13 protein-coding genes are annotated in these 18017 nt (G+C 46.0%); all 13 read right to left on the bottom strand.

Going from position 1 to position 18017, the window contains the following annotated elements; all coding sequences use genetic code 11:
• Window positions 1–158: 158 nt before the first annotated feature.
• The gene (locus QQL66_RS14275) at window positions 159–2597 is read right to left on the bottom strand and encodes a methyl-accepting chemotaxis protein (RefSeq protein WP_284382301.1); all 2439 of its coding nucleotides are present in this window, start codon (window positions 2595–2597) and stop codon (window positions 159–161) included.
• A gap of 345 nt (window positions 2598–2942) precedes the next feature.
• Window positions 2943–3500 carry a chemotaxis protein CheW gene (locus QQL66_RS14270; RefSeq protein ID WP_284382300.1) on the bottom strand — a complete coding sequence of 186 codons (558 nt, stop codon included), beginning with the start codon at window positions 3498–3500 and terminating at the stop codon, window positions 2943–2945.
• Window positions 3501–3515: 15 nt separating this feature from the next.
• On the bottom strand, window positions 3516–5762 hold the full coding sequence (locus QQL66_RS14265; RefSeq protein ID WP_284382298.1) for a chemotaxis protein CheA: 2247 nt from the start codon (window positions 5760–5762) through the stop codon (window positions 3516–3518).
• A 29-nt stretch (window positions 5763–5791) separates the two neighbouring features.
• On the bottom strand, window positions 5792–6154 hold the full coding sequence (locus QQL66_RS14260) for a response regulator (RefSeq protein ID WP_284382297.1): 363 nt from the start codon (window positions 6152–6154) through the stop codon (window positions 5792–5794).
• A gap of 117 nt (window positions 6155–6271) precedes the next feature.
• Window positions 6272–6553, bottom strand: coding sequence for an STAS domain-containing protein (locus QQL66_RS14255; RefSeq protein WP_284382295.1), 282 nt, complete (start codon window positions 6551–6553; stop codon window positions 6272–6274).
• A 151-nt stretch (window positions 6554–6704) separates the two neighbouring features.
• On the bottom strand, window positions 6705–7157 hold the full coding sequence (gene fliJ / locus QQL66_RS14250) for a flagellar export protein FliJ (protein ID WP_284382294.1): 453 nt from the start codon (window positions 7155–7157) through the stop codon (window positions 6705–6707).
• Between the two features lie 12 nt (window positions 7158–7169).
• Window positions 7170–8591 (bottom strand): flagellar protein export ATPase FliI, encoded by a 1422-nt coding sequence (gene fliI, locus QQL66_RS14245; protein ID WP_284382293.1) that lies wholly within the window; start codon window positions 8589–8591, stop codon window positions 7170–7172.
• Window positions 8592–8610: 19 nt separating this feature from the next.
• Window positions 8611–10935: a FliH/SctL family protein gene (locus QQL66_RS14240; protein ID WP_284382292.1), complete on the bottom strand. Its 2325-nt coding sequence runs from the start codon at window positions 10933–10935 to the stop codon at window positions 8611–8613.
• A 343-nt stretch (window positions 10936–11278) separates the two neighbouring features.
• Window positions 11279–12292: a flagellar motor switch protein FliG gene (fliG, locus tag QQL66_RS14235; RefSeq protein ID WP_284382291.1), complete on the bottom strand. Its 1014-nt coding sequence runs from the start codon at window positions 12290–12292 to the stop codon at window positions 11279–11281.
• Window positions 12285–14081 carry a flagellar basal-body MS-ring/collar protein FliF gene (fliF, locus tag QQL66_RS14230; RefSeq protein ID WP_284382290.1) on the bottom strand — a complete coding sequence of 599 codons (1797 nt, stop codon included), beginning with the start codon at window positions 14079–14081 and terminating at the stop codon, window positions 12285–12287. Before fliF ends, fliG begins: the two co-directional genes overlap by 8 nt.
• A gap of 107 nt (window positions 14082–14188) precedes the next feature.
• Window positions 14189–14554: a flagellar hook-basal body complex protein FliE gene (gene fliE, locus QQL66_RS14225; RefSeq protein WP_284382288.1), complete on the bottom strand. Its 366-nt coding sequence runs from the start codon at window positions 14552–14554 to the stop codon at window positions 14189–14191.
• Window positions 14555–14902: 348 nt separating this feature from the next.
• Complete coding sequence (locus tag QQL66_RS14220; protein ID WP_284382287.1) at window positions 14903–16402, bottom strand: sigma-54-dependent transcriptional regulator; 1500 nt, start codon at window positions 16400–16402, stop codon at window positions 14903–14905.
• The gene (locus tag QQL66_RS14215) at window positions 16402–17697 is read right to left on the bottom strand and encodes a sensor histidine kinase (RefSeq protein ID WP_284382285.1); all 1296 of its coding nucleotides are present in this window, start codon (window positions 17695–17697) and stop codon (window positions 16402–16404) included. The genes QQL66_RS14220 and QQL66_RS14215 overlap by 1 nt, the downstream gene beginning before the upstream one ends.
• Between the last annotated feature and the right edge of the window lie 320 nt (window positions 17698–18017).

Raw genomic sequence — 18017 nt, 5'->3', positions numbered from 1 at the left:
GGAAATTCTCGATGCTTATGGCTCACGATCGACCCTCAACGTCTTATACCATCAAAAAAGGCCCTCATTGAAGGTTGTGTGAACATTGCTGTATTCAAATACATTCACACAACCACTCAGTGAAGGCCTTTCCCGTAGCTTTACCTTAATCCCTTAAATCAGAATTCATCCCACTCATCATCTGCATTCGTTACGCTAACACCTGCGGGTGTTCCGCCACTGGCTACCACAGTTTGCTTCACCGGTGCACTTAACGGGACAGTTGTGTCAATGCGAGCGGTATGAGGGTGTGAGGAATCCAGCAGATTAAAGAAGCCCACCAAATTGGACATTTTGCGAGACTGCTCAGCCATCGCCTCTGCCGCCGCAGACGCCTCTTCAACCAATGCCGCATTCTGTTGGGTCATTTCATCCATCTGACTCACAGCCGTATTAACCTGATCAATACCTGAAGTCTGTTCCTGGGCCGCATTAGAGATATCCGACACCATAGAAGTAACTCGTTCAACCGCATTTACGATTTCTGACAAGGTATTACCGGACTCGTTAACAAGTGCGGTTCCGTCTTCCACTTTGGTTACGCTGTCACGAATCAGGTCTTTAATTTCTTTTGCAGCACCGGCTGAGCGTTGTGCCAGATTACGAACTTCGCCAGCAACAACCGCAAATCCTCGGCCTTGTTCACCAGCTCTTGCCGCCTCAACCGCCGCATTCAGTGCCAATAGGTTCGTCTGGAAGGCAATCTCATCAATGACACCAATAATGTCTGAAATCTTTTTACTGGCGACATTGATTTCTTCCATCGCACTTACCGCATTACTAACGACATCACCGCCTTCCTGCGCTTTCACTTTGGCTTCGTCAGCCAAACGGCTGGCTTCCATCGCGTTATCAGCAGACTGCTTAACGGCACTGGTCATCTCCTCCATACTGGATGCGGTTTCTTCAAGAGAAGAAGCTTGCTCTTCGGTTCGCTGACTTAAGTCCGCATTACCTTGAGCAATCTCATCAGCCGCTGAAGACACATTCACAGAAGACTGGCGAATTTGACCAATAATTTCAGAAAGTTTTTGTGTTGTTTGATTCGCATCTTGTTTCAGCTTGTCGTAGATGCCCTCGTAATCCTTATCAATAATCTCGGTCAAATTACCATGCGACATGGCATCCAGTACCCGAGCTACATCATTAATGACCCCTTCGGCAATGGAGACAAGCTCATTCAAACCGTCACTGATCACCCGGAAGAACCCTTCCTTACCTTCCGTCTCAAGACGAACGGCCAGATTACCGGTTGCCGCAGAATTAATAAGGTTTCGAATCTCACCTTCCGCTTTCACTTCATCTGTACGGTCATTCCACTCAACAACGGTTCCGATGCGTTCGTTATTATCGTTATTAATTGGATTGGCAATTAATGAAAAGGTCCGCCCAGCGACTTCAATTTCCGTGTTATAGGTAGACTTTAATGATGAAAGCAGATTACGTTGATGAGCAGGGTTCGCATGGAACTGGTCAAAGTTACTACCAATCACTTTATCCGCAGAGAAGTTAGGTAAGGCTTTACGAACATCGACTTCCGCATTTCTCAACATGCCTAAAACGGCATTATTGGCATACACAATATTGCCATCACCATCAGCCACCATGGCATTTGCTGACACGGAATCTAAAGCCTGTTTAACACGAAGGTTTTCTTCAGCCACACGTTGTTCTTCTTCGCGTTTGGCAAGTTCATCGGTAATATCATTCCACTCAACAACCGTGCCTAAACGAGTGCCGTCTTTATCAATTACCGGCGATGCAATCAAATCAAACGTTAATCCCGCAAGGTTTAAACGAGTGTTGTAGGCTTCTTTCAAATCAGACAATAACCCACGTTGATGGGCCGGATTTTTATGAAAATCGTCAACACACGTACCAATCAAGGAATTCACACTGAAACCCGGAAGCACTGATTTCAGTTTAGCTTCACGCTCTTTCAGCATTTCCTTCACGGAATCGTTGAGATAGGTAATGACTAAATCGGTATTAGCGTACATGACGTTTGCTTGACAGGTATCCAACGCCATTTTGATGCCCGCATTTTCCATTGCGACTTCACGTTCTTGCTCTTCACGGGCCAATTGGTCGGTAATGTCATTCCACTCAACCACAGTACCGAGTCGGCTACCGTCTTCGGACAACACGGGTGTAGCGATCAGATCAAAGGTCAAGCCAGCAAGTTTCAGTTTGGTGTTATACGGCGTAGTTAAACGCTCAAGCATCGAACGCTGATGGGCCGGATTTTTATGAAAATCATCAACACAGGTTCCGAGAAGAGTCGATACACTAAAATTCGGTAAAACAGATCTGAGCTTAGTTTCTCGCTCAGCCAACATCCTTTTCACTGACTCATTGACGTAGGTAATCACTAAGTCCGTATTCGCGAACATGACATTGGCCTGACATTTATCCAAAGCCAGTTTGATACCCAGATTCGCTTTTGCTTGTTCTTCTGCTCTTGCCAGTTCTTTTGCCTGTTCTTCTGCTTTAGCCCGAACTCTTACCAGTTCTTCCTCAGCTTGAGCGTTGTTAAAAAGAGATTTAAACCAACTCATTATCTTCTCCTTAAGAAGCTGACGTGGAGGTAACTGGAGTGCGAGTATTAAAACCACGATAAATCTTAGCGCTATTCAATCGCAGTCGAGGTAGAAATAACCGGTTATAAGCCGGCTCTTTGTGTTGAGTGGTAGTCATTTCCATCTTGATCCCCTATCCAGCTGATCTTCCAGTGAACTCCATGACATCTCTTTCTAAGAGAGTATTATCTTTTTGAGCACAGCATTTGGGATCATCAAGATGATAGACGTTGAGTATCCCATTACCCCAAAACGAAAATTGAGTTCGTTTAAGAAGTCATCGGCCAAAGCTTTATTTTCATTAGTGTTTTGTCGTTATTAGAATTAGTCAGTGACGATTTTTTTCAGTGTATCCACATCAGGCAATTCTTTTAGATTAAGCAAAACATCGATATTCAGAAGAATGACCATTTTGCCTTGAACATCCACCAGTCCTTTGATGAAAGAGGTGTTCACCTGATCTCCCATCTCTGGTGGCTGCCGCATATCTTCAGAGCTCAGTGAATACACATCCGAAACAGCATCAACCACAATACCAATTACTTTATTTCCCTTGTCGTTAGCGACTTTAAGTACAATCACTACAGTCATAGGACCATAGTCAGCCTGATTCAGACCAAACCTGAGCCGCAGATCAATGATCGGAACAATGGTTCCCCTGAGATTGATCACGCCTTTCACAAAGTCCGGACTGTTTGGGATAGGCGTGGCCGCCTCCCAACCCCGGATTTCCTGAACACTCAGAATATCTACGCCGTATTCCTCATTTGCCATAATGAAAGTCAGATACTGATCCGTAGCAGCATCATTTGCTCCCAACGCAGTTTCCACATCTTCATTTGACGGAGCACTCGCTACATTACTTAACGCTTGATCACTCATCGTTTTCCTTCCCTATCAAGCCGCTTGATGATCTTTATTTTTCAAACGGCCATTATTCTGACTTGCCATTTTTAAAACGCCTGAAATATCAACAATTAACGCAACCTTACCGTCCCCTAAAATAGTTGCGCCGGAGATGCCTTCCACTCGTTGGTAATTTTGTTCCAGACTTTTGATTACCACTTGTTGCTGAGCCAGTAGATCATCAACAAACAGCCCAACTTTGGAGTTATCTGCTTCTACTACCACCAGCAAACCATTTTCTAATTCGTAATTATCCGGCTCGACATTCAGTAATTCATGTAACTTAACGATGGGGACATATTCGTCTCTCAGTCTCAGCACTTCACTTTGACCGCCCACGTTGTTGATCATACCGAGGTCGACCTGAAGGGATTCAATGATTGAAACCAACGGCAGAATGAACACCTCTTTACCAACCCGAACCAGCTGACCATCCAGAATAGCCAGAGTCAGTGGTAAGCGAATCGTAAAGGTAGAGCCTTCACCCGGAGTAGACTCCACTTCCACAGAGCCATTAAGTTCCTGAATATTCCGTCGAACCACATCCATTCCCACACCCCGACCACTGATGTCAGAAATCTTGTCTGCCGTGGAAAATCCTGGGTGGAAAATAAGCTCATTGATTTGATCGTCACTGAGACGATCCGATTCGGAAATTAACCCTCGTTCAACGGCTTTGCTTAGAATTCGATCTCGATCTAATCCCTTACCATCGTCAATAATTTGGATGACAATATTTCCGCCCTGATGAAAGGCATTGAGGGTAATCGTGCCAGTTTCAGGTTTACCTGCGGCAGTACGCTCTTCTGGCATTTCGATTCCGTGATCCAAAGAATTTCGAATCAGGTGAACCATCGGATCACCAATCTTCTCCATCACGGTTTTATCAAGCTCGGTATTTTCCCCTAACAGAACAAGATCAATTTTCTTATTCATTTGCTTACTTAAATCACGTACCAAGCGAGGGAAACGACTGAAACAAAAACTGATCGGTAACATACGAATTCGCATGACACTTTCCTGAAGCTCACGCGTATTATGTTCGAGCTGAGCCAGCCCTTCTTGCAGACGAACCAGCTTGTCCATGTCAAAACTTGAACCGAGCTGACCCAGCATTGATTGGGTGATGACTAATTCCCCGACCATATTGATCAAGCTATCAATCTTATCGATCCCCACCCGAATAGAAGTGGTTTCAGAGGACTTAGCGGTGGATTTTTTAGCCGGTTTCGCATCACCGCTAGAGTTTTCTTCTGCGGATACGACGGCTTTCTGTGGTTCAGGTGTCGCCGCGCCAGCCTCTGGTGATGCAGCATTAGCCACATCATCATTACCAATGGACTCTTCTGCGACCGCTGCATCAAGAACAGGAGCACCAAGAACAGGAGCTTCAGGAACAATTTCGTAAGGAGTATTATCACCGGCTGAAGTTTCAGTATCTTCAGTCACCACTCCATCAGCAGATTGAACGACAGAATCAGAGGCGGTGTCAGTAGAAGTGACTGACGTTTCAGACGTACCATCGACCCAACGTATGGATAATTCCGACTCATCGATGACCCACTCAAATACTTCATCCACTTCAGCACGACTTCCCCCTTCTACAGTGAGATTCCATGCCAAATAACAAGACTCAGGATCTAATTGGCCAAGCTCAGGTATATCACAGACAACCGCTTCAGCCTTGAATGCACCCAAGCTCTCAAGCTCACGAAACATTCGAACTGGTTCATTGCCCGTTCGTAAGACATCGGCATCAGGCTTGAAGTATATGGCCCAATAACCGTTAGAAGGCTGGTCAGGAGATAACGCAGGTGGCTCCTCCGGTATTTCCGCCTCAGCAGGAGTCTCTCCTGCCAATACAGCTTCAAAACTGACTTTCAATTCGTCAGCCAAAGACATATCAGGCTCTTCGCCATCCTGAAGGGAGTTCATGATTTCTCGTAGACAATCCACTGATCTCAGAAGAAGATCAATATGAGGCGCTTCAAGCGTACGAGAACCAGCACGAATTTCATCAAGAAGGGTTTCAACCACATGGGTAAATTCAGCAACCACCTGAAAACCGAATGTACCTGCGCCCCCCTTAATAGAATGAGCTGCCCGAAAAATAGTATTGATGGTTTCTACATCGAAGTCATCGGGGTTAAGATCTAACAGCCCCTCTTCCATAGAATCCAGACCTTCAAAGCTTTCTTCAAAGAAGACCTGGTGAAACTGACTGAGATCTATACTCATTCTTCCTCCCTTTCAACAGGAAAGTCCGTTTACCCCAATACTTTCTTAATGGTATTAAGCAGCTGATCGGGGTTAAAAGGTTTTACGATCCAACCGGTGGCACCGGCTTGTTTACCTTCCATTTTTTTGTCGCCTGCCGACTCAGTGGTAAGCATCAAAATTGGGGTAAATTTATATTCAGATAAGGTTCTCAATTCCTTAACTAATTGAATACCGTCCATAACAGGCATATTTACGTCAGACAAAACCAGGTCAAAACTACCCTGCTTAGCCTTAGCTAACGCTTGTTGCCCATCCGCCGCTTCTTCAACCTCAAAGCCGGCACCTTTTAAAGTAAAGGTCACCATTTGTCTCATTGAGGCAGAATCATCTACAGCTAAAATTTTCGGCATTTATTCAGCTCCTTTCATATCGTGTGGACACCACACGTAATATCAATAAATCACTTACCTAGTGATCAAAGTCTTGCCTAAACATCTTTTTGAACAACCTGATTCCTTTAAAGTTATTCAATCAGTACTTCCCAACAATGAATTCAACCCTAGTAACTTTACACTTGAAGATACGGACTCCGTAGGATTCAACAACACAAGTCTCAAACCTGCTTTTTCCGATGCTACCTTAAATGCATATAACAGCTGCAAACTGGCAGTGTCGGTCTGTGCAACCTTAGAGACGTCCAATTCAACGGACTGATGATTACTTAAAGCCAATTCCAGTTGTTCATGTAAACGTTCCACAACTGAAATGTGTAGCTTTTCTCCAGCATCAATCTGAAAAAGATCGGGCACGTTGGTGGCTCCTCAGGCAGTTATTCCTCAATGCAACCTAACTTAGTCTAGTCACAAATCCTTGATTTTCTAGGTAGACATAGCAACAGAAGCTGTTTTTCAAAGTGAGCCATATCTGAACTGGCTATCGGCGGGGGAAAAGATATCTTTATTAATTTATCTCAGTTCTTCGTCTGAAGGCTTGAGCTTGAGAAAAGTCGTCCAGCATTTTTTGTTCGCGAACATTTTCTTTGCGCTCCTCCTCCATTATTGATTTTTCAATCAATAATTCAATCGAGCGCACTCGGGCATAAACCTTCTCGTAATGTTTGCGAACTTGTTCCAGCTGGCGTTCATACAAATTTATAGACTGGGCCTGCCCTTCCATTGCGCCCATGATACGATCCGCCAGACGCTGACGGTTACGAAAGTCGATTGCACTGACACCTTGCTTACCAATTTCCTGAGCCTGGTTTAAATAGTCCGTTCGGTATTCTGTCAGTTGAGATAAAGAGTCCTGAGCTTTCTGAAGATTACTGATCGCTTCTGCCAACATTTTGGCAGCCTGATCCTTTTTCTTTTTTTCAAGATCCAGAACCAATTGCAAGCGATCAGCTTTACTCATTATCTATTCCTGTTATCGAGCGACTTGTGGCGCCTGCACTGAAGCAGCTGCGTCGCCCTGCAAGGTTGGCCCACCCGTGGCCTGTTGATTCATATTACCTTGTGCCGCAGCTACCGCTCTGAACTGGCCCAGCCCTTGAATACTGGTTTCCAATGGATGCGCTTCTTTCATACTCTGTTGAAGGAAGGCTTTCATAGCGGGATGCAGTTTGATCGCAAGATCCGTTTCAGGATCACTGCCAGGTGCATACGCCCCAATGGTGATGAGATCTCTGTTTTGTTGATAACGGGAGTACATTTGCTTGAATCCTTGTGCGGATTTCAAGTGATCATCCGTTACAATTTGCGGCATCGCACGACTGATCGACGCCTCTACATCGATGGCCGGATAGTGCCCTTCTTCCGCAAGGCTTCGTGACAGCACAACGTGACCGTCCAGAATCGCACGAGAAGCATCAGCAATAGGATCTTGCTGATCGTCGCCTTCGGTCAATACGGTATAAAACGCAGTAATCGAGCCACCCTGGTCATCTCCGTTACCAGCCCGCTCAACCAACTGAGGGATTTTTGCAAACACACTGGGCGGATAACCTTTCGTTGCCGGAGGTTCACCCACAGACAATGCAATTTCACGCTGAGCTTGGGCGTATCGAGTCAAAGAATCCATCAACAGAAGAACATCCTTGCCTTGATCACGATAAAATTCAGCAATGGCCGTAGTTAGCATTGCAGCCCTCAAGCGCATGAGCGGCGAATCATCCGCCGGTGACGCAATGACGACCGATCTGGCCAAGCCTTCCTCACCAAGAATTTCATCGATAAATTCTTTTACTTCTCGTCCCCGCTCCCCGATGAGTCCAACCACCGTAATGTCGGCTTTGGTGTGTTTGGTCATCATGCCCAACAACACACTCTTACCCACACCAGAACCGGCGAACAAACCAATCCGCTGGCCTTTTCCAACGGTAAGTAATGAATTAATCGCACGAATGCCAACATCTAATGGCTCGCGAATGGGACGACGGGCTAACGGGTTAATAATATCCCCAACCAATGGTACTTCATCACTGGAATCAAGCGCGCCTTTTCCATCCAGAGGTTGGCCCACACCATTCAAAACACGACCCAATAGGCCAAAACCGACAGGAATCTTACTTTGACCAGGCAATGGAATCACCTTGTCGCCAGGCTTTAAACCGACGGTTGATTCGGTTGGCATCAAAAACAACCGACCTTCTGCAAAACCAACGACCTCTGCTTCAACATGTTTTCCGCCCCCAGACACAACTACGCAGTGGTCCCCAACGGTAGCAGTACATCCGGCAGCTTCGATGGTCATTCCTACCATGCGAATCAGGCGTCCCTCAGTACCTAAGACTTGGGTTTCAGCGACACGCCCTTGTGCATCCTCAAGAAAAGTCAGTAAATCAGTCATTGAACGTCACTCTTCCCGGCTACAGCACTGGATAAGGATAAGCAGCAAAGCCTTGCGTCGGCTGGTTCCCACCTTGACCAGGCGTGGAATAACTAAAGGCACTGAAATTTCCTTGCTGGGCAGGTACTAATGGCACTGGCTGAACAGGCATCCCCTGATACGTTCCCCATTGCCCTGGCTGCATCGGTTGAGGTTGCATTTGACCCATTTGAGGCTGCATAGGATAACCACCTTGCTGCGGATAACCTTGCTGCATCGGCATACCAGGTTGCATTGGCTGTCCCATCATAGGTTGTTGAGGCATGTATTGAGGCTGATAGTTCATATGCCCCTGCTGCATTTGCTGACTCATCGCTTGGGCCTGTGCTTGAGCTTGAGCTTGGGCTTGCGCCTGAGCCTGTTGAGCCTGAGCTTGTGCATGATGCGCCTGCATTTGAGCTTGCTGGGCCTGTGCTGTCGCCGCTTGAGCTTGCATCTGAGCCTGTTGAGCCTGTTGATTCATCGCTTGGGCATGAGCCTGTGCTTGTTGAGCTTGTGACGTTTGCCAACCAAACGCCGCAAACCCAGTATTTTGTGTTTGTGGTTGCATCATTGATTTAACCTCAGGGGCCTCTATCTCAGCAGACTCTATACCAGTAGACGATCCATCTGTAGACAATCCATCTCTAGACATAGTGTCAGCCGCTAATGAATCCGTTACAGCTGATTCGTTTGAATAACTCGCTTGGTCGTTTGCATCAAGAAGATCGATTGCAGAATCATCGTCTGCTAAAGACTCTTGCGCCATTGAAGACATTTCTTCTTGAGCCATTAAATCTGAAACTTTCTGGTTTTCAGGGTAAACGGTTGTATTCTCGTCATGTGAGGATGCATCGAATTCAAAGACATCGGTATCTTCGCCTTCATGATCGATCACTTGAGCATGATCAGAAACGCCTTCCGACTCCCCCTCTTGAAGCATGGAAGGAACATCATCCGTTTCTTGATCAGCTTCCGGCATTACATCGTCAGAATCATCAACTGGCATTTGCTCTTCTGAAACAGCCGAACTTTGTGGTTCTTCGGAAAGCGCCTCTTGTGCATCATCCATCACCGTTTCTAAAACGTCTTGTTCTGAATCACCTGGTTCGGAAACATTAGGTTCGGAAACATTAGGTTCAGAAACAATAGACTCGGACTCAGTTGCGTCTGTACTCACAGACTCAGCCGTTTGGGCGTCTGAAAGACCTGCCTCATCAGCAGTTTCGCCTGCCAAGGTTGTTTCTTCTGATAGCGCTTGTTCTGATAGCGCTTGTTCTGGTAGCGCTTGCTCTGAAAGTGCTTGTTCCGGGGTCGTTTCTTCCAACTGAGCACGGTTATCTAATTCAACACTGGCTTCTGGTTCTGTAGGATTCTCGGAATCTGCATCACCTTCTAAGCTAACCTGATCTGAATTGTCATCTTGAGCAATCATTTCTTCAGATACAGGCAATTCATCTGATCCAGTATCAGGCTCAATGTCTTGGTTTGTCGTATCCGAAGCAAGATCAGGTACGTCATACCCGTCTGCTAACGAGGATAAATTCTTCTGAACGTCATCCGCTTGATCCGCTGCTAAATCAATAGCCCAATCGGTTCTGCCCAATAAATTTAAAATAGCCTGCTGAAATCGGTGTTCAGCCGTGAGATCGACTAATGAAGGGCCACTCTTGAGCTTTAAGCCGCCAGGTAGAATGCTGTCATCAGCGGTAATTTTCCATTCAGCTCCCGCCTCTTCTGCGGCGTTTTCAATTTGAATCAGATCAGCAGGATTCACTGTCACTTCGAGTTGATCTCGAATCGAGTCCATCTGATTCAAACCTTGCTTCAATAAGTCAGACACTTGTGACGAGTCGGTCTGTAATTCACGATGGATGACCGTACGGCTAACAGCGGTAATAACATTCAATAATGACGCCTGCACATCCGGGCCAATATCAGCTAATGGCTGATCAAACTGAGACATAATGTCCGCCAGTTTTTTGACCTCCGCTTGAATCTCTGTCTGACCCGTAGCTAACCCTTCTTTCTGACCTTTTTCAAAACCTTGCTTATGACCGTCTTCCGTACCTTTGGCCAGTCCTTGGGCCTGCCCCTCTTGCTCACCTTTGGAGAATCCTTCTTGGTAGCCTTTCTCCTGACCTTGTGAAAAGCCGTCCTGATACGCTTCTTGTCGAATCTGATCAACTTCTTCCGCTGTAACCGGCTCTATCTCAATCTCATTGGCCGCTTCATCCCGATCGTCCAAAGACGGCAATTCCCAGCGCTCGTACGCTGTCATCGCTCCTGTTTCAGGAATACGGCCGATATTGTTTTTGTTGGTCATAGAGCACCTTTCTTACAACGAACAAGGAAAAGCATCTGGAATACTGACTTTTCTTTGTGATCTCAAGTCACCGCACATGCGGGGCTACCACTAAAAATTGACTCAATTGAAATCAATACCTTACTAAATGCAAAGATCGTGACAGGTTTGACTGCCAATTTAATGTCGCCGTAATTTCTTTATGTTCACCCGTCTAAACCGCTTAGCCTGGCTCGCTTGCCACCAAAACACTGAAAGTACTGTCAGCAATAAAAAAGGCCAGTTCTCCCTCCTTTGCAGAAAAGATTCCTGGCCTTTCTCTGAACATCGCAGGATATTCACAAAACACGGGCTAGTTACCCAACTACACCATGTCTTCTGCTCCGCCCAGAACAATCTCACCTGCTTCCGCCATTTGACGAGCCGTTGCCAGAATTTCACGCTGCGCCGTTTCCACTTCACTAACGCGAACAGGGCCTTTCGCTTCAAGGTCGTCCATAAGCAGCTCGCCAGCACGTTTTGACATGTTCTTGAGGAACTTGTCTTTCACACTGTCGTCGGCACCTTTCAATGCAACAATCAGTGAATCCGACTGAATTTCACGAAGAAGAGCCTGAATACCACGATCGTCCACATCCACCAGGTTATCAAAGACGAACATAAGATCTTCAATCTGATTACCAAGTTCTTCATCCACTTCTTTAATGGCATCCATAAGATCGGCTTCGATAGAGCTGTCCATCATGTTCATAATATTGGCAGAACACTTCACACCACCCATAGACGCGGTCTGACCACCTGCCGTACCAGAGAACTGTTTCTCCAGAATTGAGTTCAGCTCCAAAAGCGCGCTTGGCTGTACCGCTTCCAATGCCGACACACGTAGAATGATGTCGAGTCGTTGTTTCTCATCAAACAAGCCCAACACTTCGGCTGACTGATCCGGGTCCAGATAGGCAATTACAATGGCCTGAATCTGCGGGTGTTCGTACTTGATAATATCGTGCACAGAACGGCCATCCATCCACTTAAGGGTATCCAATCCTTTGGTGTTACCACCCATCAGGATTCGATCGATCAAGCCATTGGCTTTTTCTTCACCAAGGGCCTGAGTCAACATGCTCTTGATGTAGTCGTCCGAACCGATACCGAGACCGGTATGCATGCCTACATCTTCAATGAAACTGGTCACTACAGCTTCGACAACATTCCTTTTTACGGTAGGAATCTTTGACATGGCACTGCCGATTGCCTGAACTTCTTTAGGCCCCATGTGCTTAAGAATTTCCGCAGCATCCGACTCACCCAGAGTCATCATCAGGATGGCTGCACGTTCAATTTTTGGCATGCCTGAAACATCAGGTAAATCATTACTCATCGTCGTTAATCCAGCCTTTCACTGCTTGAGCCACTCGCTGAGGATCTTCAGCAATAAGCGCCTTCAAAGCATTCAGTTGTCGTTCGAAACCTTCCGATGGTCCTGGTAGTATGGAATCGCCACCTGTTAAGGACACCAGATCATCCCCCATATCTTCACTGGACGCTTCCAGAGCTGCCAGATCCGCATCTAATTCATCATCAAGCGTACTGTCATCATCCCGACCACTTAGGTTTCTCAGGGTTGGTCTGATCACTAGCAATGCAATCAGAACAACAAACAAGAAGGCCAGTGCCGGTTTGATAAAGCTATCCCAGAACCATTGTTGAGCGTAAAACGGCTGCTCTTCCAAGGCAGTATCTTCATCAGGAAGGAACGGACTATTAATAACAGTTACACTATCGCCACGAGCAGCCTGATAACCAACTGCGTCTTTAATTAATATAGTCAATCGATCGATCTCTTCCTGAGTCCAGGCAGTACGTTTCAGATCACCGGTATCCGGATCAGGCAATAACAGATCATTAACAGCAACTGCAACACTCAAACGACGCACTTTACCCAACTCGTGATTGGTATAGCTGATAACACGATCAAGTTCATAGTTACGTGTTGCTTGTTTGCGCGTGTTCGTTGGAACTTGAGATTGTCCTTGCTCACCATTACCGGCAATTTCCGGAACACTGACTTCACCCGGAGGCTGATTGGATAACGCCCCCGGAATCCCGCCTTCAATTCCACCCACTTTCTTCTCATCGAGTACTTGTTCAGAACGCAATGCTGGCAGATCCGGGTTGTATTGCTCCTCTGTTTGTTCACGGGTGGTAAAGTCGACATCTGCGGCTACTTCAGCCTTAAAGTTTTGACCACCAACAATAGGTTCAAGAATACTGTAAATTCGACGCGATAATGTGTCTTCCAGTTTTCTTGTGTAATCAAACTGTTTCGAAGCAATGGCCAAATCTGAGTCTTCATCCTTAATAGACAGCAACCGGCCCTTTTGATCTACAACGGTTACATCTTCCGGCTTCATTTCAGGAATACTGGACGCAACCATATTGACGATAGCGGTCGATTGCTCACGAGATAACGCACGCCCGGCGTACAACTCAAGGAATACCGAAGCCGTCGGTTTTCTGCTATCACGTACAAATACAGAACGCTTAGGAATGGCTAGGTGCACGCGAGCACTTTTAACCTGGTTCATGCTGGTGATGGTACGCGCCAACTCGCCTTCCAAACTACGACGATATTTTGTCGTCTCCATGAACTGGCTGGTACCCAACGCCTGCTCTTTATCAAGCAGCTCATATCCCATTGCTTGTGTTTCAGTGATACCTTGTGCTGCCAGTTTCAAACGAGCCTGAGCGAATTGCTCGCTCTTAACCATCAGCATCCCCGTGTTTGGGTCAACGTGATATTTAATGGTCGCCTGATCAAGAATTTCCATCACCTCATCGGTATCATAACGACCAAAGTCATTAATGAGCGGCTTATAAGTCTCTTCCTGTGTCCACATCACCATAGCAACTGCCATCGCGATACTCGCAGCTAAACCAATGATTAAACCTGCTTGACGCATTACACCTAAACGCTCAAAACCTGCGACCAATGGATGCATAGGTTTAGCCATTGGAGCATCAATCGACTCAAGCTCACTTAACCCTGTATTTCCCATTGCCTGCTGCTGATTCTGCATTGATGCGGAGCTTCTTGGCTGCGCGACGTCAGTGTTTCCTACCTCTGCCGGTAGTCCACCTGATGTTGCATCTGCTGATACCGTTGCCATTCTCTGATACCTTATGTTTTCAGGATTCTGTTATTGAGGCTGACCCTACAACAACGACCTCTTTCCCTAATTCCTAATTCAAACCCCTATCTAACTGATATTGACAGTTAGATAGGCATTTTCATGATCTCTTCATATGCGCTGATGAGTTTATTTCTCACCTGAGTCATTGCCTGGAATGCAACGCTGGCCTTTTGCGCCGCGATCATAACTTCAGGAATATCCACGCTCGGATCACCTTTTTCATAGGCAGTAGCCAAACTGGATGCTTGCATCTGAGTTTCATTCACCTGATCAACCGCCATTTTCAGCAACTGAGAAAACTCAGGAGCATCATCTTTTTGGACTTCTCTTGGCTTATTGATTTCACCCAGCTGCCCAAGCTCAACACTCTGCTTGGACTGTTCCTGAACCTGACTTCTCATCTGGCGCATTTGCGACAGTACTTGAGTAATATCTGATCTGACTTCCATTGGTTACTCCTTAGCCCTCTGGCGGTTTCTTGTCACTGACACCAACCAGCGGTGTAACAGAATAAATAACGTCAAAAACCTGTTAAATTTTTTTATCTAACAGTGTTTCAGCACAAAGCAGGCCAAGTTTGAAAAATTAATTAAGAAAAATGTCTCAAGAAGCGAAAAATTCAGACGATAAAAAATAAGAATTCTCAACAGATCTAGGATCTAATCCGAAGAGATGTTTTCAAGGATATAAAATGAAAAAAGCCCGACCTGAAGGCCGGGCTTAAACGGAGAATTCGATCCACGCCACATGGATCTAAAACGAGGTTTGCCGACCTCGTATTGAGGTTGCTTCCTACATCAGGAAGCAGCCAACAATTCATCTACATCAAGGCCACTTTCACGCATTTTTGCCAATTTATAGCGTAAAGTCCGTGGACTGATTCCGAGAATTTCAGAGGTCTGCTTTCGGCTGCCGTTTACTGATCTCAACGTATTGAGAATCACCTGAAATTCGCGCTGTTTCAGATCATCTCCCAATGAAGCTTCTGGAGAAGAATCCAGCGCATGCATAGTGGAAGTCGCAGGGGCGCTACTTTCCATTATACCATGTTTTTCATAGTTGCCTATTTCACCCTGTGAAACAGCTCCCATCTCAGCCATATTAGGCACATTAGGTTGCACTGGCTGCTGAGGCTTCATATAGGAGGCCATTGATACCACAGGAGGTGACATTTCCAGACGAAAATCTTCCGCACTTACCACATTCCCCTGTTGCAGCACTAACGCGCGCTGCACAGCATTATCAAGTTCCCGAACATTTCCAGGCCAGTTGTATTGCGTCAGCATGTGCACAGCACTTGAGTCAATTTTCAACGAGCCCTTGCCCATCTTCTTACCGTGTTTTTTCAGAAGACGCTTAGCCAAAGGAACGATGTCTTTTGGACGCTCACGCAATGGTTTCCACTGCAGCGGGAAGACGCTCAAACGATAATAAAGGTCTTCACGGAATTTACCTTCCTGGACATATTCACGAAGATCACGGTTGGTTGTTGCAATCACTCGAACATCCAGTTTGATGGTCTTACGGCCACCCAAACGCTCTACTTCCCTTTCTTGAAGTACACGCAGTAATTTCGCTTGAAGACCGATCTCCATTTCTGAGATCTCATCCAGCAAGATGGTACCGCCATTCGCTTGCTCGAATTTACCTGGTGCACCATTGATGGCGCCAGTGTAAGCACCCTTCTCATGACCAAAGAGAATTGCTTCCAGCATATTCTCGGGAATTGCTGCACAGTTAATCGCAATAAACGGCTGATCCGCTCTTAGCGAATTATCATGAATATAACGTGCAAGAACCTCTTTACCTGTACCACTTTCACCAGAAATCAGTACGGTTGAATCCGATTCTGCAACTCGCTTCGCTAAACTCAACAGGTCGATGGAACTTTGCTCTTCCGCCACAGGCAGATTCGTACCCGACATTGGTGTTTGATTCCCCAATGTCGACTTTACTAAATCAAGCAAGGTTTCTGACTCAAACGGTTTTACTAAATAATCCGCAGCGCCATTTCTTACTGCATTAATTGCTCGCTCAATGTCACCGTATGCGGTCATTAAAGCGACAGGTAAGCCAGGATGATTCGCTTTAATTCGCTTAAGCAATTCATGACCGTCAATACCGGACATATTGACATCACTGATCACCATATCGATCGGCGTGTCTTTAAGAATATCCAGGGCAATTTCACCTGATGCCGCTTCTTCATAGGGATAACCCGCAACATCTAAGGTCAAGCAAAGCGCTTCTCTTAAATCACGATCATCTTCTACGACCAATACTTTTTGCTTTGCCATTACTCTACTCCTTCAATCTCTGCTGAAGTTAATTGCACCAATGGAATCTTCAATATTGCCTCTGTGCCGTCCCCCTCTTCTGAAGCAAGCGTAAACTCGCCCCCATGAGCAGACACAACCGCTTTCACCACAGCCAGCCCAAGACCTGTTCCTTGAGACTTAGTTGTAAAGAAAGGTTCCATTACCTTTGAAAGTGTTTTCTTATTCATGCCAGGTCCATCGTCTTTTACAGAACATATAAACCAAGCTTTATCTCGGGATTGAGTTAGAGAGATCTGAACCGAGATCTTATGAGACGTAGCCTGAGCCGCATTCTCCACCAAATTCAATACCGCACCAACCAACGCCTCAGAGTTGCAATAAAACGCTTCCTCCGGACATTGATTACGTAATTCAACATCTACCGTTTCTGGCCAATCATGGGCGGTAATAGCGTCCTGTAACGACAGGCAAAATTCTCTAACCTGAATCAACTCTGCCGTTTTCAAATCACCTTTGGCAAAAATCAGCATATCTCGCACTTGCTGTTCCAAATGCGACAATCGAGACATTAAGCGTTGAGCAATAGCTACTCGCTTAGTATCTTCCAAACCGGGGTTCTTTAAGTGTCCACCAAACAACATGGCCGCAGACAATGGTGTACGAATCTGATGCGCCAAGGAAGCGACCATCTTACCCATCGCACTCAAACGCTCATTACGAGAAACTTCTTCCTGCAGATGGCGCGTTTCTGTCTGATCCGTCAATAGCACAATTTGACCAGGTTGGTTCTCCAAAGAACGCGTTGAAATACTTAAACGACTGCCACCAACCGTAGACACCTCATGCCCATCATCCTGCCTTGGTCTAAAACAGCTACGAATCACATCGACCCAACGACTACCAACCAGCTCACCTGAAAATGCATCTAATAATTCTCGGGCGGCAGGGTTACACTGTTCAATGAGTCCATCTTCATTAATTACGACCACACCACCTGGCAACAAGTCTAATAAGCTACTTAACCGCTCAGCCAGCTGCTCTTTTTCTGCTAATTCTTTTAGGCGCTCAGCCGTTTGTTTTTCTAGCTGTGAAGACAAGTGCTTTACTCTGTCTTCAAGCATTAAATATGACTGACTTAACTGTTGAGACATCTGACCAAACAATTCAAATGTTTTATGCAGCCCAGCCAATTCCGCAGGCGCCGATGACTCATGCATACTACCAATCGGGCTAAGCGCTTCCATCAGAGACAAGCTCTCTGCAAGCACACCACCCTGCAAGTCTAAATTCCGTTGTGGATCTATCACTGTCATATTTACTACGTCCGATCTTGTATAGGTTACCAATTGTCTGGCACTTAATTTGGATCCAACATAGAAATAGCAATGTACATGCCAGTTTATATTTTCCTTATATTTCAATAAGTTAAATAACAGCAATTTAAATACGGCGGTTAATTGACAACAAATCCCAGATAAACAGCCAACTATAAAGTCAAAAAAATATCACACCGCCAATCACCAACCGCCAAGCGCCAAGCGCCAGCGCCAGCGCCAGCGCCAGCGCCAAAAAAGTGAAAAATAGTCAGACATAAAAAAACCCCGCGATGCGGGGTTTTTTCTGAGGCTAATTA

Origin of the sequence: Litoribrevibacter albus (assembly GCF_030159995.1) — a bacterium.
In the GTDB taxonomy this organism is placed as follows: Bacteria; Pseudomonadota; Gammaproteobacteria; order Pseudomonadales; family Litoribrevibacteraceae; genus Litoribrevibacter; species Litoribrevibacter albus.
Note: the sequence above shows the minus strand (reverse complement) of the source record. Positions and strands in the feature narration are given on the sequence as shown.